At 70.2% G+C, this 17,310-nt stretch carries 18 protein-coding genes; 7 read left to right on the top strand and 11 right to left on the bottom strand.

Features of this window, described 5'->3' with window-relative positions; genetic code table 11:
- Nucleotides 1–10 precede the first annotated feature (10 nt).
- Nucleotides 11–907, bottom strand: coding sequence for an NYN domain-containing protein (locus ACQCO7_RS28235; RefSeq protein ID WP_464074440.1), 897 nt, complete (start codon nt 905–907; stop codon nt 11–13).
- 184 nt (nt 908–1,091) lie between these two features.
- Between ACQCO7_RS28235 and ACQCO7_RS28230 the strand changes: the two genes are divergently transcribed.
- A complete protein-coding gene (locus ACQCO7_RS28230; protein WP_010350503.1) occupies nt 1,092–1,244 on the top strand; it encodes a hypothetical protein in 153 nt (50 codons plus the stop codon).
- A gap of 74 nt (nt 1,245–1,318) precedes the next feature.
- On the opposite strand, the gene ACQCO7_RS28225 is transcribed toward ACQCO7_RS28230, so the two are convergent.
- The 3 genes from ACQCO7_RS28225 to ACQCO7_RS28215 all read right to left on the bottom strand — a co-directional run bounded on the left by ACQCO7_RS28225 (nt 1,319) and on the right by ACQCO7_RS28215 (nt 3,806).
- On the bottom strand, nt 1,319–1,924 hold the full coding sequence (locus tag ACQCO7_RS28225; RefSeq protein ID WP_050372419.1) for a MarC family protein: 606 nt from the start codon (nt 1,922–1,924) through the stop codon (nt 1,319–1,321).
- A 231-nt stretch (nt 1,925–2,155) separates the two neighbouring features.
- Entirely contained in the window at nt 2,156–3,013 is an 858-nt protein-coding gene (locus ACQCO7_RS28220) for a PHP domain-containing protein (protein ID WP_464074439.1), read from the bottom strand.
- Between the two features lie 151 nt (nt 3,014–3,164).
- Nucleotides 3,165–3,806 carry a DUF6758 family protein gene (locus ACQCO7_RS28215; protein WP_464074438.1) on the bottom strand — a complete coding sequence of 214 codons (642 nt, stop codon included), beginning with the start codon at nt 3,804–3,806 and terminating at the stop codon, nt 3,165–3,167.
- A 155-nt stretch (nt 3,807–3,961) separates the two neighbouring features.
- Between ACQCO7_RS28215 and ACQCO7_RS28210 the strand changes: the two genes are divergently transcribed.
- Nucleotides 3,962–5,200, top strand: a complete 1,239-nt coding sequence (locus ACQCO7_RS28210; protein ID WP_464074437.1) for an MFS transporter — start codon at nt 3,962–3,964, stop codon at nt 5,198–5,200.
- A gap of 24 nt (nt 5,201–5,224) precedes the next feature.
- On the opposite strand, the gene ACQCO7_RS28205 is transcribed toward ACQCO7_RS28210, so the two are convergent.
- Nucleotides 5,225–5,812, bottom strand: a complete 588-nt coding sequence (locus ACQCO7_RS28205) for a suppressor of fused domain protein (RefSeq protein WP_464074436.1) — start codon at nt 5,810–5,812, stop codon at nt 5,225–5,227.
- A 438-nt stretch (nt 5,813–6,250) separates the two neighbouring features.
- On the opposite strand from ACQCO7_RS28205, the gene ACQCO7_RS28200 reads away from it, so the two are divergent.
- Both ACQCO7_RS28200 and ACQCO7_RS28195 read left to right on the top strand, forming a co-directional pair.
- Complete coding sequence (locus ACQCO7_RS28200; protein WP_464074435.1) at nt 6,251–7,390, top strand: magnesium and cobalt transport protein CorA; 1,140 nt, start codon at nt 6,251–6,253, stop codon at nt 7,388–7,390.
- A gap of 9 nt (nt 7,391–7,399) precedes the next feature.
- Nucleotides 7,400–7,912, top strand: coding sequence for a hypothetical protein (locus tag ACQCO7_RS28195; RefSeq protein ID WP_464074434.1), 513 nt, complete (start codon nt 7,400–7,402; stop codon nt 7,910–7,912).
- Here ACQCO7_RS28195 and ACQCO7_RS28190 read toward each other — a convergent pair.
- On the bottom strand, nt 7,909–8,634 hold the full coding sequence (locus ACQCO7_RS28190; RefSeq protein WP_464074433.1) for a hypothetical protein: 726 nt from the start codon (nt 8,632–8,634) through the stop codon (nt 7,909–7,911). The two genes, ACQCO7_RS28195 and ACQCO7_RS28190, sit on opposite strands and share 4 nt — an antisense overlap.
- Nucleotides 8,635–8,812: 178 nt before the next feature.
- Between ACQCO7_RS28190 and ACQCO7_RS28185 the strand changes: the two genes are divergently transcribed.
- From ACQCO7_RS28185 to ACQCO7_RS28175, 3 genes are read left to right on the top strand one after another with little or no spacing between them, the layout of a single operon-like run.
- Complete coding sequence (locus tag ACQCO7_RS28185; RefSeq protein WP_464074432.1) at nt 8,813–10,093, top strand: magnesium transporter MgtE N-terminal domain-containing protein; 1,281 nt, start codon at nt 8,813–8,815, stop codon at nt 10,091–10,093.
- Nucleotides 10,083–10,625, top strand: coding sequence for a DUF1003 domain-containing protein (locus tag ACQCO7_RS28180; protein ID WP_464074431.1), 543 nt, complete (start codon nt 10,083–10,085; stop codon nt 10,623–10,625). Before ACQCO7_RS28185 ends, ACQCO7_RS28180 begins: the two co-directional genes overlap by 11 nt.
- A 42-nt stretch (nt 10,626–10,667) precedes the next feature.
- On the top strand, nt 10,668–11,801 hold the full coding sequence (locus tag ACQCO7_RS28175; protein ID WP_464074430.1) for an Mrp/NBP35 family ATP-binding protein: 1,134 nt from the start codon (nt 10,668–10,670) through the stop codon (nt 11,799–11,801).
- A gap of 46 nt (nt 11,802–11,847) precedes the next feature.
- On the opposite strand, the gene ACQCO7_RS28170 is transcribed toward ACQCO7_RS28175, so the two are convergent.
- From ACQCO7_RS28170 to sigE, 5 genes are all read right to left on the bottom strand, one after another.
- A complete protein-coding gene (locus ACQCO7_RS28170) occupies nt 11,848–12,507 on the bottom strand; it encodes a hypothetical protein (protein WP_464074429.1) in 660 nt (219 codons plus the stop codon).
- Between the two features lie 122 nt (nt 12,508–12,629).
- Nucleotides 12,630–13,085 (bottom strand): sec-independent translocase, encoded by a 456-nt coding sequence (locus ACQCO7_RS28165; protein WP_464074428.1) that lies wholly within the window; start codon nt 13,083–13,085, stop codon nt 12,630–12,632.
- A 225-nt stretch (nt 13,086–13,310) separates the two neighbouring features.
- On the bottom strand, nt 13,311–14,906 hold the full coding sequence (locus tag ACQCO7_RS28160) for a S1C family serine protease (RefSeq protein ID WP_464077311.1): 1,596 nt from the start codon (nt 14,904–14,906) through the stop codon (nt 13,311–13,313).
- Between the two features lie 432 nt (nt 14,907–15,338).
- The gene (locus ACQCO7_RS28155; protein WP_464074427.1) at nt 15,339–16,457 is read right to left on the bottom strand and encodes an anti-sigma factor family protein; all 1,119 of its coding nucleotides are present in this window, start codon (nt 16,455–16,457) and stop codon (nt 15,339–15,341) included.
- Between the two features lie 32 nt (nt 16,458–16,489).
- Entirely contained in the window at nt 16,490–17,194 is a 705-nt protein-coding gene (sigE, locus tag ACQCO7_RS28150) for an RNA polymerase sigma factor SigE (RefSeq protein WP_464074426.1), read from the bottom strand.
- Nucleotides 17,195–17,310: the final 116 nt, after the last annotated feature.

The following is a 17,310-nucleotide window of genomic DNA, read 5'->3' as shown; positions in this document are numbered from 1 at the left end:
CGCCCGGGAATCAGTACTGCGTCTGGACGTGCTCCCAGAACCCGTCCCGCAGCGCCCGCCGCAGATCCGCCTGCCCCCGCAGCGAGTACTGCAAGATGCCCTCCGCCTCGACCAGCAGATCCTGGTCGACGGAACCCGGCAGGTACGGGTGCCCCGGCAGGAGTTCGGCGAGGCTCTCGCGCCCCCGCTCCACCAGCCACTTCGCCGCGATCTGCGCCCCCACGAACCGGACGTCCTCGCGCGTGGGCCGGTTCGCGGCGGGCCCGTCGTACGAGACGCCGGCGCGGCGCGACACGTACGGCTTGAAGAACTCGAGGTCCAGCGTGCGCTGGCTGTCGACCTCCCACAGCAGCGGCTCCGCCTGGTTACGGCCCTCCGGCGCCTCGATCCCCCACAGGTGCACGCGCGCGCCGTAGCCCTGCGCGGCCTCGACCGCCGAGACGAGGTCCTCGTCGCCGCCGAGGAGCGCCGCGTCGCTGATCGCGCGGTGCCGGGCGAGGGATTCGAGATCTGTACGGATCAATGAATCAACGCCCTTCTGTTGATTGTTCGCGTTGAGGTTGCCCAAACGAACCTTGACGTCGGGAAGCTCCGCGATCGACTGCTGTTCGGCGGTGTGGATGCGGCGTCTCGCGCCGTCGTACCAGTAGACCCTGAGGAGCCGGCTGTCCGCGAAGACCTGGCGCGCGCGGTCGATGAGCGCCTCCAGGAGGCCCTCCGCGTCGAGGTCGAAGGACCTGCGGTCTTCCGTGCCGGCGACCAGACGGCCCGCCGCGGCGTAGAGATACCCCGCGTCGACGAAGATCGCATGTGTCGAAGGGGTCTTCGCCACCTCGGCGAGCACCCGTCTGAGCAGGTCGTTCGTACGGTCGATGCGGTCCACGAGGGGCCCGAGGTCGTCACTCATCCTCCCCATTGTCCCGCCGGTCACGCAGCGAACACAACCGATCCCGTTCAGTCTTCCCTACCGCTTGGTAGTTAGCTGTTCGAAAAATTTCCTTAGCGTAGGGAATGTTTGTAACACGAGTCCCGTTGACTACCCATGTAACAGCGATTCTCCTCAGGAGGACACCCGACGAAGGGAGAGGCCCATGCGCTTCGAAATCCTGCGACTCGACGACGTCGACGGCACGCCCGTGGACTGCACTGTCGTGGACGCCGCCTCCGTCAACCGGATCGTGCAGGACGCTGCCGCCATCGGGCAGCGACTCTGGATCCGCCCGGCAGACCGCTCGGCGTCGTAACGCGCGAGCACACCACACTTCAGAGCCCCCGTACGGTGCCAACACCGTACGGGGGCTCTGTGTATGCACCATGTTCACGATGCATTGATCACCTGTACCACTCCATTGATGATCTGCTGCACCGCGATCGCCGACAGCATCATCCCGGCGAGGCGCGTCACCAGCACGACGCCTCCGTCCTTGATCAACCTGATGATCAGCAGCGAGTACCTCATCACCAGCCACAGCACGGCGTGGATCGCGAGGATCGCGCACCAGACGGACACCTGCGTCGCGACGCTGTCCGCCTTCTGCACGGCGAGGATGACCGACACGATCGCCCCCGGGCCGGCCAGCAGCGGCATCCCCAGCGGGACGAGGGCCACATTGACGTCCTTGGTCTGCTTCGGTTCGTCGCTCTTCCCCGTCAACAGATCCAGCGCGATCAACAGAAGCAACAGACCGCCCGCGATCATCAATGCGGGCACCGAGACATGCAGATAGTCAAGTATCTGGTGGCCCAGCAGACCGAACACGGTGATCACCCCACCGGCGACACACACGGCCTGGAACGCCATCCGCTTCTGCACCTTCGCGGCCCGGCCGGAGGTGAGCGCGAGGAAGATCGGCGTGATCCCGGGGGGATCCATGATGACAAAAAGGGTGAGGAAGAGAGAGCCGAAGACAGCGACGTCGAACATGGGTGGAGCAGCCTTGAGAGAGTTGGGAGAAAGAGGAGAGGGAGGGTGGGGCGTCAACAGACCGGGGTGGTGAGGCTCATGGCCGAGAGACGGGCGACGACGACCCGCCACCAGGCGCACCGGCGCCGCACAGGCCCCGGCACGACGCGTACCGACGTACCCCCCAAAGGCTTCGACGACAACGCCCCAGCGAAGAGCCCCCGCCCCGACGAAACCGAACCACGCCCGGCCTCAGGCTCCCCCGGCCCCCGGCACCGGAAATGCCCCCCACGCCCGCCGCGTGATCTCCCCGTACACCTCGGGGTCGGTCGTGTACTCCCCCAGCACGCACGTCTTCCGGCTGCCGTGGTAGTCGCTGGAGCCGGTCACCAGCAGCCCCAGTTCGCGGGCCAGCCCCCGCAGCCGGACGCGGGTCTCGGCGTCGTGGTCCATGTGGTCGACCTCGATCCCGTCGAGCCCCGCGGAGGCCATCTCGGCGATCGCGGCGTCCGGGACGGTCAGCCCCCGCTTGCTGGCGCCGGGATGGGCGAAGACGGTCACCCCGCCGGCCGCCTTGACGAGCCGGATCGCCTCGAAGGGGTCGGTCTCGTGCTTGGCGACATGCGCGCGGCCCCCGTCGGAGAGCCACCGCTCGGTGAAGGCGGCGTCGACGGAGGCCACGACGCCGGACTCGACGAGGGCGGCAGCCACATGGGGACGCCCGACGGACCCGTCCCCGGCGATGCGGGCGACCTGCTCCCAGGTGACGTCGACGCCGAGTTCCCGCAGCCGCGCGACCATGGCCTTCGCGCGGGGCACCCGGTCGTCGCGGACCAGTTCGCGCTCGGCGAGGAGTGCGGGCTCCTCGGGGTCGAAGAGGTAGGCGAGCAGGTGCATGGAGATGCCGTCGATACGGCAGGACAGCTCGGCGCCGGTGACGAGGGTCAGCCCCTCGGGCAGCGCGGCGATGGCCTCGGCGTACCCGCGGGTCGTGTCGTGATCGGTGAGGGCGACGACGTCGAGCCCGGCGGCAGCGGCGTTGCGGACCAGTTCGGCGGGGGTGTCCGTACCGTCGGAGGCGGTGGAGTGGCAGTGCAGGTCGATGCGCACGGACGACTCCAGACGGGTGACTGACGGGACGAGGGTGACCTAAGAATAACCGTCCCGAAGAGTGCGATTGTCACACCTCAAATCCGGGGGCACCCCTTACTGACCCGCACGCGCCCCTCGCCGACCCACGGCCACCCCGTACACACACCCCTCACGGCCCCAGCAACCGCGGCGACAGCGCCCCACAGGGCACCATCTCCACCTCCGCCCCCGCATCCCGCAGATCCGTCAGCACCAGCTCGTCGTACATCAGCATCCCCGCCCGCTCGGGCCACACCACGGCCCACAGCCACACCCCCAGCGCCTCCCCCGCGAAGACCGCCCGATCGTCCGGCGCCTCGGCGACATGCCACAACGGCGTGGGCCGCCCGGCGGCCAGCACCTTCACCTGCGGCGGCTTCTCGACGTCCAGATGCGGACCGGGGTCGGGCCCGTCGATGCCCGCGTACCGCGCCCCCAGCCCCACCCCCAGCTCCTCCGCGACGAGGATCAGCTCGCCGAGTCCGCCGAGCGGCCCGGGCCCCGTGCAGGCGACGGCCGTGGCGCGCCCCCCGCTGCGGTCGTCACCGGCGCACGCGACCCCCGTGAACAGCCACCCCACGGGCAGCGGCCACGGCATCCACACGGGCACCTGGGTGCGGTGCACCACCACGCCGAGCGCCTCGACGCTGGGCGGGATCACGGGCTGGACCGGATGCACCGTGCCATGGTCAGCGCACTGCCAGGAATCGGCGAAGAGACCGGGCGCCCTGACCCGGCCACCACACTTCGGGCAACTGGGTTCGCCCCTCATAGGGCCCAACGGTCCTACCCTCCCCGGCCCGCGTCAAGCGGCGATCACCCATCCGGGAAGCCGGGCCCGCGCAAGTAGATGTAGCTTGCATTAATTAGCCGACCTAACTTAGTATGTGTAAACACCAACCATCTGCACCGGGAGGGACACAGGAGATGAAGGACGACAGCGCAGACCCGTTCGACGCGGGCGCGGGCGGCCTCCTGAAGCAGCCGAAGGCCGTGTGGGCGACGGCCGGCGCCTCGGTCGTCGCGTTCATGGGCATCGGGCTGGTCGACCCGATCCTCCCGTCGATCGCCAAGGGACTGGAGGCGACGCCGAGTCAGGTCTCCCTCCTGTTCACGTCGTACTTCCTGATCACGGCGTTCGCGATGCTGATCACGGGCTACGTCTCCAGCCGGATCGGCGGCAAGAGGACCCTGCTGCTCGGCCTCGCCCTGGTCGTCCTGTTCGCGGCGCTGGCCGGCACCTCGGGCTCGGTCGCCGAACTCGTCGGCTTCCGCGCGGGCTGGGGCCTCGGCAACGCCCTCTTCGTCTCGACGGCCCTCGCGGTCATCGTCGGCGCGGCGGCGGGCGGCAGCGCGGCGGCGATCCTGCTGTACGAGTCGGCGCTCGGCCTCGGCATGGCCTGCGGCCCGCTGCTCGGCGCGCTCCTGGGCGACGCGAGCTGGCGCTACCCGTTCTTCGGTACGGCGTTCCTGATGGCCGTCGGCTTCCTGTGCGTCACCGTGTTCCTGAAGGAGCAGCCGAAGCCGGCGACGAAGACGTCGGTCCTCGACCCCCTGAAGGCCCTCGGCCACGGCGGCCTCGCCTCGGCGGCGGTCTCGGCGTTCTTCTACAACTACACGTTCTTCACGGTGCTGGCCTTCACGCCGTTCGTCCTCGACATGACGCCGTACAAATCGGGTGCCGTGTTCTTCGCCTGGGGCCTGCTGCTCGCCCTGTTCTCGGTCGTCGTCGCCCCGCGCCTCCAGGCCCGGTACGGCTCGCTGAAGGTGCTCGGCGGTTCGCTGGTGCTGCTCGCGGCGGACGTCCTGCTCCTCGGCTACGGCGACCACGTCACCGCGATCGTCTGCACGGTCCTGTCCGGCGCGTTCATCGGCGTCAACAACACCGTCTACACGGAGCTGGCCCTCGGCGTCTCGGACGCCCCGCGCCCGGTGGCGAGCGCGGGCTACAACTTCGTCCGCTGGTTCGCGGCGGCTGCGGCGCCGTACTTCGCGCCGAAGATCGAGGAGTGGTCCGACATCCACATGCCGTTCGTGGTGGCGGCGGTGACTGCCGTGATCGGAGCGGGAGTCGTGGTCGTACGGCGCAAGGCGCTGACGCACGACGCGGAGGACCACCGGACCGCGCACGCGACGCAGGATTCCGTCACGGTCTTCGCGAACTGACGGTGAGTTGAATCACGTACAAAGTCAGTCCAGCGGGACGGACCTACGGGACGGGTCCCTGAGGTCCGTCCCGTTCGTCAGCCACCGTTCCTGGAGCGCCTGCGCGCCGTGCACGCGTTTCCACGCGGCCTCGTTGGGGGTCATCGGCAGGAGGGGGAGGAAGTGCACGGCGTCGAGCGGGGCGTCGAGTTCGAGGTCCTCGACGAGGCCGCCGGGTTCGGCGACGAGTACGGAGGTGAAGGGGGCGTCCGGCCACAGGGGCTCGCCGACGTCCAGCGAGGCGCCGGGGGCGACGACGACGCCCTCGACCTGCGGGGACGCGGCGAGGACGGCGAGCGGGCGGAGCACCTTGTCGGTGTCGGCGAGCCCCCCTCGTACCGAGAGGACCAGCTCCGCGCGGGGGCCCTTGAGGGGGTCGGCGAGCATGCCCGTGGGGTCGGTCATGGGGTGCGCGGACATGCCGAGCGTGGCGTAGCGGACGATGCCGTCCCCCTGCTGGAAGCGGAGGACCTCGACGCGGTCGGTGCCGAGGAAGGTGACCGCCGCGCGCGCGTCCGGCTCGCCCAGCGCGGTGCGCAACCGGGCCTCGACCAGAGGGAGAACATCAACCATGTCGCGAGCATAGAACTCGCCAGTACGGGGCAAAGCAGCACCTTGACACTTCTGTCTGCTGATACTCTGGCCGAGTCGTTCCGGGCAGCTTGCAGAAGCACGCGTATCAAGTCCGGACGACCTGGATCTCCCTTACGAGGGACCGGCCGGAGGAGGTGGGGCTGTCATGGATCGAAGTCACCCGTGCAGTACCACTCGCTCTTCCCGCCGCTGACGCGATCGAACCCGGCTGTCGTTCGAAGACGGCCGATCCCGCTTCCCAGCGTCCTTCACGCGGAAGAGCACTTCGTTTCATCTCCTTGAAGTAAGCCGCCGCGACGGTGCGGTGCTCCCCGCTTTGTGGACGTGCGAAACATCTCAGCGCTCAGGACGTCCTCATTCCGGGCAGTTCCACCCGTCGGCGTGGCCTTTTGGCCAACGATGCGAAGGAGCCCTGCCATGTCCATGATCCGTGATCTGCGTGCCGCCGTGGTCCGCCCGTCCCGTGTCACGTCCCTGCGCAAGGTCCGCAAGGACGCGATCCTGACCGGCCCGTACGACACGACGCGCGACCCCGCGACGCCGTCCGCCGTCGTCGACTGCGCGGTCTACCGCAACGGCGCTCGCGTCCACTACGACAAGTCCCTCACCCCGCACGAGGCGATGCGTCAGGTGCGGCGCGACGGCGGGTTCGTGTGGATCGGGCTGCACGAGCCGACCGAGGCCGAATTCTCGGGTATCGCCGGGGAGTTCGGGCTCCACCCGCTCGCCGTCGAGGACGCGGTGCAGGCGCATCAGCGGCCGAAGCTGGAGCGGTACGACGACTCCCTGTTCACCGTCTTCAAGACCATCCACTACGTCGAGCACGCACAGCTCGACGCGAACAGCGAGGTCGTGGAGACCGGCGAGGTCATGTGCTTCACCGGCAAGGACTTCGTCATCACCGTCCGGCACGGGGGGCAGGGTTCGCTGCGCGCGCTGCGTCACCGGCTCCAGGACGACCCCGAGTTGCTCGCGAAGGGGCCCTCGGCCGTCCTGCACGCCATCGCCGACCATGTCGTGGACGGGTACATCGCCGTCGCCGACGCCGTCCAGGACGACATCGACGAGGTCGAGACGGAGGTCTTCTCGCCGGGCCGCAACGGCTCGCCGCGTGGCACCGACCCGAGCCGGATCTACCAACTCAAGCGCGAGGTACTGGAGTTCAAGCGGGCGGTGTCTCCGCTGCTGCGTCCGATGCAGCTCCTGAGCGAGCGCCCGATGCGGTTGGTCGACCCCGACATCCAGAAGTACTTCCGCGACGTGGCCGACCACTTGGCCCGCGTCCAGGAACAAGTCCTGGGCTTCGACGAGCTGTTGAACTCCATCCTCCAGGCCAACCTCGCGCAGGCGTCCGTCGCCCAGAACGAGGACATGCGCAAGATCACCTCCTGGGCCGCGATCATCGCCGTCCCCACCATGGTCTGCGGCGTCTACGGCATGAACTTCGACCACATGCCGGAACTGCGCTGGAAGTACGGCTACCCCATGGTCATGGCCGTCATCGTGACCATGTGCTTCGGTATCCACCGCACCCTCAAGCGCAACGGCTGGCTCTAAGGTGACGTCATGACGTCACCCTTGGACAGGGCCCTCGTCGAAGAGGCCACGAAGAAGTCGGGTCTCATCTGGGTCAAGGGCCCCGGCGCTCCCGCCCGTCCCCTGTGGCACGCCTGGCACGAGGGCGCGGCCCATCTCCTGGGCGACGGCCCCGGTGAACAGCCCCTGCCGGGGCTGGCGGACGGGGGTACGGCGGAGGTGACGGTCCGCAGCAAGGACAAGGGCGGTTGGCTGGTCACCTGGACGGCGAGAGTCGTCCACCTGGAACCGGGCACGGATGAATACACGGCAGCGGCAACGGAGTTGAAGGCCAAACGCCTCAACGCTCCGGACGGCGAGGCGATGGTGGAGCGCTGGGCGCGGGAGTGCAGGCTGCTCCGCCTGGAACCGACGGGGGAGACACTCCCGACGCCGGAGGGCGACCTGGCGGCGAGCCCGCTCCCGACCCCGGCGACGACGAGACAGCCGATCCCGGCGGCCGTACCGAAGCTGCTGTTCAGAAAGCGGAAGAACCCCCGCTAGGAAGCCGGCAGCTGCTTCCCGTAGTCCACTGTCTCGTCCTTGGACGGCTCGGCGAGCGTGAAGTCCTGCCCCCACGCCGAGAACGCCAACGAACCCGCGCTGCCCGCCCGTTGGAGCAGGAGGGGATACGGCTCGCCCTTCAGGGAGACGTCCAGCGTGCCGCCGGAGCCCTTGTCGCCGGTGATTCTGATCGTGCGGGTACCCGCCTGCTCGTGATGGCCGTCTTTGGAGAGGGACCCGTGCAGGGTCAACAAGCCGTCGAGGAGGAGGTCCTTGTCCGTGAAGCCGCTGAATTTCGTGTACGAGGGGTCCCCGGCTGGGATCTTGACGTACTTGCCGTCCAGCTTGCCGGCCGCGTCCGTCGCGTCGCCGTCCTGTTTCCAGAACCCGGCGTCGGCCTTCAGGAACAGCGCCTCGCCCACGCGCAGGAGCTGGAAGGTCGTCCCCTGCGAGGAGACCGACCCCGTGCCCCCGTCCTTCTTCAGCCGCATGTCGAGACGGTACGTCCGCCCACTGGTCACGACGGTCCCGGCGAGCCGCACCGCGTCGACCCCGGCCGCCGCCGTCTTCGCCCGGTCCTGGATCTTGTCCGCGCCGAGCTTGCCCACCCCGTTCGTCCCCGCGTCGGGATCCTCGCCACCGCACCCGCTCACCCCGAGGGCGAGCGCGCACACCGCCCCGAGCAGCGCGGTGCGGGTGCGGGCCGGAGAGGATGCGGTCACGAAAGACGCTCGCTTTCGACGTGAACGTGAGGGACGGCGTACGGCAGCGTACCGGGGTCGCGAAGACCCGGCGGACGCAGTCCTTCCGTACCCCTCACCAGCGCGTATCCGATCGGGACGGGCTAGCCTTAAGCCCTCCCGAGCCGACATTCCGGACCATAGCGAAGGAACCCCAGTCATGGCAGCCGGCGCCCCCCGGATCTTCGTCTCGCACCTCTCCGGTGTCGCCGTCTTCGACCCGAACGGCGACCAGGTCGGCCGCGTCCGCGACCTGGTCGTCATGCTGCGCACGAACCGCAGAGCGCCGAGGCTGCTGGGCCTGGTCGTCGAGCTGTCGACGCGCCGCCGTGTCTTCCTGCCGATGACGCGGGTGACCGGCGTGCAGTCGGGCCAGGTCCTGACGACCGGCGTCCTGAACGTCCGCCGCTTCGAGCAGCGCCCGACCGAGCGCCTCGTCTTCGGTGAGCTCCTCGACCTCCGGGTCACGCTCGCGGAGACCGGCGAGGAGGCGACCGTACTCGACCTGTCGGTGCACCAGTTGCCGTCCCGCCGCGAGTGGGAGGTGAGCCGCGTCTTCCTGCGCAAGGGGAAGCCGGCGAGCGCGTTCCGCAGGGCGAAGGGCGAGGCGGTGACCGTCGAGTGGGCGGCCATCGACGGCATCGCGCTGGAGGAGGGCCAGGGCGCCGAGAACCTCCTCGCGACGTTCGAGCAGCTGCGCCCGGCGGACCTGGCGAACGTCCTGCACCACCTCTCCGCCAAGCGGCGCGGCGAGGTCGCGGCGGCGCTCGACGACGACCGCCTCGCGGACGTACTCGAAGAGCTGCCGGAGGACGACCAGATCGAGATCCTCGGCAAGCTGAAGGAGGAGCGCGCGGCGGACGTCCTGGAGGCGATGGACCCGGACGACGCGGCCGACCTCCTCGCGGAGCTGCCGGAGGCGGACCAGGAGCGGCTGCTGTCGCTGATGGAGCCGGACGACGCGGCGGACATGCGGCGCCTGCTGACGTACGAGGAGCACACGGCGGGCGGCCTGATGACGACCGAGCCGATCGTCCTGCGGCCGGACGCGACCGTCGCCGACGCGCTCGCCCGCATCCGCGAACCCGACCTCTCCCCCGCGCTCGCCGCGCAGGTGTACGTCTGCCGCCCGCCCGACGAGACGCCGACCGGCAAGTACCTCGGCGCGGTCCACTTCCAGCGCCTGCTGCGCGACCCCCCGTACACGCTCGTCGGCTCGATCATCGACGACGACCTGCGGCCCCTGGACCCGGACGCCGCGCTGCCGGTCGTCGCCGGGTTCTTCGCGACGTACGACATGGTCGCGGCGCCCGTCGTCGACGAGTCGGGGTCGCTGCTCGGCGCGGTGACCGTGGACGACGTGCTGGACCACATGCTGCCTCAGGACTGGCGGGAGACGGAGTTCGACTCCGGGGAGGGGGCGGTCAGCGATGGCGCCTGAGAAGACCACCACCGGCGCGCGTCCGCGCGTACGGCTCGACCAGCCCCGTCCGCAGCGGCGGCGGTTCCTGCCGGAGTGGGACCCGGAGGCGTTCGGGCGGCTGTCGGAGCGGATCGCGCGGTTCCTGGGGACCGGCCGGTTCATCGTATGGATGACCGTCGTCATCATCCTGTGGGTGCTGTGGAACATCTTCGCGCCGAAGGATCTGCGGTTCGACAACTATCCGTTCATCTTCCTGACGCTGATGCTGTCGTTGCAGGCGTCGTACGCCGCTCCGCTGATCCTGCTCGCGCAGAACCGGCAGGACGACCGCGCGCGGGTCGACCTCGAACTCGACCGCAAGCAGAACGAGCGGTCGATCGCGGACACCGAGTACCTGACCCGGGAGATCGCCGCGCTGCGGATCGGGCTCGGGGAGGTCGCGACGCGGGACTGGATCAGGTCGGAGCTCCAGGACCTCGTCAAGGAGCTGGACGGGCAGGGCGTATTCCCGGCGGAACGGTCACCCGCGCGTGACGTAGACGACCGCTGAGGGGTTGTCGGGGTACCCCGACAACCGCCGTACCATCGTCGTATGGCTAGCGAAGACGCGGTGCGCGAGGCACTGGCGACGGTGAACGACCCCGAGATCAACCGGCCCATCACCGAGCTGGGGATGGTCAAATCGGTGGAGATCGGTTCGGACGGCGCGGTCGCGGTGACCGTGTTCCTGACCGTCTCCGGCTGCCCGATGCGGGACACGATCACGCAGCGCGTGACGGACGCGGTCGCCGCGCTCGACGGCGTCACGCGGGTCGACGTCACGCTCGACGTGATGAGCGACGAGCAGCGCAAGGAACTGGCGACGGCGTTGCGCGGCGGGCAGACCGAGCGGGAGGTGCCGTTCGCGAAACCGGGCTCCCTCACGCGCGTGTACGCGGTCGCCTCCGGCAAGGGCGGTGTCGGCAAGTCGTCGGTGACGGTGAACCTCGCCGCCGCGATGGCCGCCGACGGGCTGAAGGTCGGTGTCGTCGACGCCGACATCTACGGCCACTCGGTGCCCCGGATGCTCGGTGCGGACGGGCGTCCGACCCAGGTCGAGAACATGATCATGCCGCCGTCGGCGCACGGCGTGAAGGTCATCTCCATCGGCATGTTCACGCCGGGCAACGCGCCCGTCGTGTGGCGGGGGCCGATGCTCCACCGGGCGCTCCAGCAGTTCCTGGCGGACGTGTACTGGGGTGATCTGGACGTCCTGCTCCTGGACCTGCCCCCGGGCACCGGCGACATCGCGATCTCGGTGGCCCAACTGGTCCCGAACGCGGAGATCCTGGTCGTGACGACGCCTCAGCAGGCGGCGGCCGAGGTCGCCGAACGCGCGGGCTCCATCGCCGTACAGACTCATCAGAAGATCGTCGGCGTCGTCGAGAACATGTCCGGCCTCCCCTGTCCGCACTGCGGCGAGATGGTCGACGTCTTCGGCACGGGCGGCGGCGCGACGGTCGCGGACGGCCTGACGCGCACGACGGGTGCGACGGTCCCGGTGCTGGGTTCCATCCCGATCGACGTCCGCCTGCGCGAGGGCGGCGACGAGGGCAAGCCGGTCGTCCTGACCGACCCGGACAGCCCGGCGGGCGCCGCGCTGCGGGGGATCGCGGAGAAGCTCGGGGGACGGCAGCGGGGTCTTTCGGGGCTGTCGCTGGGGATCACACCGCGGAACAAGTTCTAGGCCCCGAGTACGGCACGGACCGCGCGTGGGGTCCGTGCCGTGGCCGTTACGCGTACTCCTCGATGTCCTTCACCGTCGAGAAGCCCAGGCCGTACGCGCTCATCCCGCGTCCGTACGCCCCGAGGTGCACCCCCTGCCGCGTGGACCCGGCGAGGACCCAGCCGAACTCCGACTCCCGGTAGTGGAACGGGGTGGGTACCCCGTCCACGGGGAGGGTCAGGGTGGACCAGTCGTCGCCGGAGAGGTCGTCCGCGAGGACCCACGCCGTTTCCGTCTGCTGTTCGAGCCAGTCGTCGCGGAGGCTGTGGTCCATCTGGCCGGGCCAGGTGAAGGACAGCAGGCCCACGCCGGCCAGCCAGGCGGCGGAGGAGACCGAGGTGGCCTCCAGGAGCCCTGTGCCGTCGGCGCTGCGCCGGGACGGGTTCGCGGCGACCGTGACGACGACCGCGAACTTCCCCCGGTCCTCACCGGCGGTCTCGTGGCGGACGGACGGCTCGTCGCCGTGTCCGATGGAACCGTGCTCGACCGCGCCGTCGGCGGCCGTACCGACCTGCATCAGCCACCGGCGCCCCGTGTACGCCTCGTCGAGGCCGTACCAGGGGAAGGACGCCTCCAGGAAGCCGTCCACGGTGCGCCGGACGGCGGGGGCGGGTTGTCCGCCCTCCGCGACCGGCGCCTGCGCGACCGCTCGACTCGTCGTCTCCATGTGACCGGACGCCTCCTCGCTCTCGGCGGACCCGTACGGCCCGCCCCCCTTCGGGCGCACACGTCAGGTCCGCACAACAACTCGGCAGCATATCCACCCGGCTGAGCGGCCGGGCGGACGGCTCAGGTGGCGTCGTAGTCGAAGGGGGGCCGCTCGTCGGTGTCGGGCTTCTTCGTGAGGTCCGCCTTCTTCGCGAGATCGGGCTTCGTCATGTCGACGGTCCCGGTGGGCGCGGGCGACAACGGCGTGGCCTCGGCCGTGCTGTGCACCGCGTCGGCGACCTCCGCCATCTCCGACTTCAGGTCGAACCCGTTGCGGATCTCCTTCAGCCCCAGTTCATCGCTGTCCAGCTGCTTGCGGATGAACGTCTTGGGGTTGAGGTCCTCGAACTCGAAGTCCTTGAACTCGGGGCCCAGCTCCGTACGGATGTCCTGCTTGGCGCTCTCCGAGAACTCGCGGATCTTGCGGATCGTCCGCGTCACGTCCTGGATGACCTTGGGGAGCTTGTCCGGACCGAAGATGAGCACGGCCAGGACGGCGAGGGTCACCAGCTCAAGCGGTCCTATGTCATTGAACACCTGAAGCTCCTTGCGATGTCCGCGGTCCTCGGCCCTCCGCGGTGCCGGCGGGTTCTTCCGTGGTCCGGGCCGCGTCCACGGTACCTGTCACACCTGGCGAACCGGTACCGCCGGGAGCATTCCTCACCGCCCCGGCCGGGACGTTTTCCGGGATGTTTGCCCAGGGGGAAGGGCGCGCGCGGGTCACCTGTGAGGTTTCTGTCAGTTCCCACCCGCACCCTTTTCTCACCCTCCGGCACTCCCGAGCACCAGCGAGAGGCTCATCGTCTTACCGCCGCGTACGACGGTAAGACGCAGTTCGTCGCCGGGCCGGTGCGCCCTGACCCTGACGATCAGCTCGTCGCTGGAGTTCACGGGCTTGCCGTCGACCTCCGTGATGACGTCACCGGGTTGGATCCCGGCGAGGTCCCCGGGGCCGCCGACGGTCACCGGCGGACCGGCCTCCCCGCTGTCCGTCCGTACGCGCGCGCCGTCGCCGGTGTACGCGAGGTCGAGGGTGATGCCGATGATCGGGTGCGTCGCGCGGCCGTTCCTGATGAGTTCCTCGGCGATCCGCTTTCCCTGGTTGACGGGGATGGCGAAACCGAGCCCCACGGAACCCGACTGTCCCGTTCCGGTGTCCGACCCGCTCGCCGAGCGAATCGCCGAGTTGATCCCGATGACCCGCCCTCGCGCGTCCAGCAGGGGCCCTCCGGAGTTCCCGGGGTTTATCGGCGCGTCCGTCTGCAACGCGTCCACGTACGACACGTCGCTCCCGTCCCCACCCGCGGTGATCGGCCGTTCCGTCGCGCTGATGATGCCGGAGGTGACGGTGCCGGAGAGGTCGAAGGGGGCGCCGATGGCGACGACGGGGTCACCGACCTGGACTCCGTCGGAATTGCCGAGCGGGAGGGGGGTCAGGTTCCGTACGCCTTTGACTCTCACGACGGCGAGGTCGTATCCGGCGTCCCGTCCGACGATCTCCCCCTTGACGGCCTGTCCCCCGTTGAAGACGACGGTTATGTCTCCCCCGCTCCCGGCGGGCTGCACCACGTGGTTGTTGGTGAGGATGTGCCCGAGGTCGTCGAGCACGAACCCGGTCCCCGTCCCGGACTCCGAACCCCCCTTCACACGCAACGTCACCACACTCGGCAGCGCCCGCGCGGCGATCCCGGCGACACTGTCGGCGTCCCGCCCAGGGGGCTCGGGCGGGGCCTGCGGCAGCTCGATCCCCCCGATCCCGTGCCGCTCCAGCCGCACCCCGACGACACCTCCGACCCCGCCGGACACGAGCGCCAGCAACAGGGCCCCGGCGACGATCCCCTTCCGCCACTCCCGCTTCCGCTGGCGCTCACCGGGAACACTCTCGCCGGTCTGCTGAAGGGGAGAGGCGGCCCAGGGGTCGTACCGGGCCCAGGGGTCGCCTTGCGCGACGCCGGGATGCTGAACGGGAGGCGCGGGGGCCCAGGGGCCCGGCTGGCCGTAGGGGGGTGTGCTGTAGGCGTCGGGGGTGTGGAGGGGGGTGTCGTGGACGCCCGGCGCGGCATCGAGGGGCGGTTCGGGTACGGGGGTGACAGGCGCGTCCGGCGTGGCTTCCGAGGGGGGCTCCGGGGCGGCGGTCGGAGGGGCGTCCGGCGCTGCCGCGAGGGGCGGTTCGGGTGCGGAGGCTGCGCGGGCATCCGGTGCGGCGCCGGGGGACGGCTGGGGTACGACGGCCCTGTAGGCGTCCGGCGCCGGCCCTGAGGGCGTCTCCGTGACACGGCCCGCGCCATCGCGCGGCGCGCTCTTGACGTACGCGTCCTCCACGACGGGACCCGCCGCGGCGCCGGCATCCCCCTTCATCAACGACACCACCGGCCGTTCCACCCGCTCCGGCTCCCTCAACTCGTCGTCCCCACGCCCCTCTTCGGGCCGAGCGAGCTCGAAGTCACCCCCACTCCCGCCGACGGACAGCACCCCGGAATCACCGCCGAGAGCAACCTCACCCTCAAACTCCCCGGCGTCTCCGGAACCCCCCGCACTTCCCAAAGCCGCCGCTCCCTCGACAGGTTCCCCAGCCCGGCGTTCACTCGGCTTCCTGTCCATGCTCTCCCCACCAGCCGACCGGAGCCGGACGCGTCGGGCGGCTGGTCGGACGTTGTCTGTGCGTCCGGCCGGGATGGCATGGACACGGGTTCCCGCTGGGATTCAACCAGGTCGCCCCGGACCCTGCTGTCACGTTCCGGCCGGCCGCACCGACTCACACGGGACCACTCCGATCGCCCGCGGAAAGAACTAAGGCGTGGACGTGGCGTCGGGAGACAGCAGCCCCGGAGTGGTGGGCCAGCTCACCGACAGCGGGCGTATCAGCGGCGACATGGCAGCCGCCCCCGCGACGACCGGCGCGGTCAACGCCCGCAGCGTCTCCTCGTGCCGCGCGGACACCGGCGTAGGAATGCCCGGCAGCAGCGGCGCGGCCACCTCCGTGGGGGCGGCGGGAGTGTTCCGCAGAACGCCCTGGCCCCCCTGGGAGAGAAGCGGCCCGGCCGACCGGCGCCGAGAGGAACCGTCGGGAACCGCCGCCCCCGCAGCCCTGGACGGCGTCACATTGCTCCCCGCACCGCCCCGCGCCTCGGTCGTCTGGTCGATCGGCGCCGAACCGGTCACCCCGCCCAGCGCGATCGCCGCGAGCGACACGGCCCCGGCGGCGACGAACGCGAACCGCAGACTCCGCGACCGCTCCTCGTGCCGCCCGACGGGATGAACCCGGAACCCCTTCTCGGCGACGGAGGCGGAGAACGCGGCGGCGGTGTCACCGAGAGAAACGGCACCACGGGAACCCCGCACGGAGGCGGCGGCATCCCCGGAGATCCGCACCGCCGCAGCGGCGTCACCGGCAGCCCGTACAGAGGCGGCGGCATCCCCGGCCCGCCCGTCGGCACCGGCGCCCTCACTCCACCCCGCAGACCCGTCGTCCGGCAGATACCCGAACTCGAACGGCTCCCCGGCCCGCGCCCCGAAGACGGAACCCCCGCCGCCGAGAACCCCCGAAGACCCGCCGAACCCCCTGCCGTCACCGAGCGCACCGGAGCCCCCGCCGAGCCCCGCGAACCCTCTGGACCCGAATCTGGCCCCCCGCTCACCTCCGAGGAGCCCGCCGCCCCCGAGGGGACTCCCGCTCGCGGGGTCATCACCCCCGGGCAGCCCCTGAAGGCGCGCGAGGAAGCTCTCGGACGGGGTCGGAGGAGCCACCTCGGAGAAGACACCCTTGAGACGGCGCTGTGCGTCGACCTCCGTCTTGCACTGCGCGCAGGTAGCGACATGCGCGAGGACACGCTCGCGCGCGTCATGGCCCAGCTCTCCGTCCACCAGGGCGGAGAGCCGGTCGCCGAGATGCTGTTCCGCGTGGTTCACGGAAGGTTTGGGCCTGGAGCCACCGAGTCCACTCACGCGGTCGCGCCCCCTCCCCCCAGGACGGGGACACGGGCCATGAACGTCCGCCGCCGCTCGGCCTCGCGGGCCTGCGGGGAGCGGTGCGCGAGGGCCTTGCGGAGCTGGGAGCGGCCCCGGTGGATCCGGGAGCGGACGGTCCCGAGCTTGACGCCGAGGGTCGCCGCGATCTCCTCGTACGACAGCCCCTCGATGTCGCACAGCACGACGGCCGCGCGGAACTCGGGCGCGAGGGTGTCCAGCGCCTGCTGGACGTCCGCGTCGAAGTGGGCGTCGTTGAAGAGCTGCTGCGGGGTCGGCTCCTTGCTGGCGAGCCTTTCCGCCGCGTCGTCCCCGAGGGAGTCGAAGCGGATGCGCTGCTTGCGGCGGACCATGTCGAGGAAGAGGTTGGTGGTGATGCGGTGCAGCCAGCCCTCGAAGGTGCCCGGCGTGTAGGTGGACAGGGAGCGGAAGACGCGGACGAAGACCTCCTGCGTGAGATCTTCGGCGTCGTGCTGGTTGCCCGTCAGGCGGTAGGCGAGGCGGTAGACACGTCCGCTGTGCGTGCTGACGATCTCCTCCCACGTGGGCGGAGTCCACGCCTGCCCGTCCGCGTCGGTGGAGAAGGTCGCGGTCTGGGCGTAGTCGCCGGCGTGGTTGCGGTCAGCGGTGTCATTCACGGATTTCGGCCTGCCCGCCGATCCGAGAAAGCGCCGGAGCACTCCTCCCCGATCCACAGACTGGGCCGCACCTCCCCTGTCGGCTCTGGTGGTGTCCAGTGGAGCCCCTACCATAGCCACCTCGCCCGTTAGCTCCGGATAAGCGGTTTTACCTGAAT

It is taken from the genome of Streptomyces saintjeani, from assembly GCF_055409605.1.
This window is presented reverse-complemented; position numbering and strand designations above follow the sequence as displayed.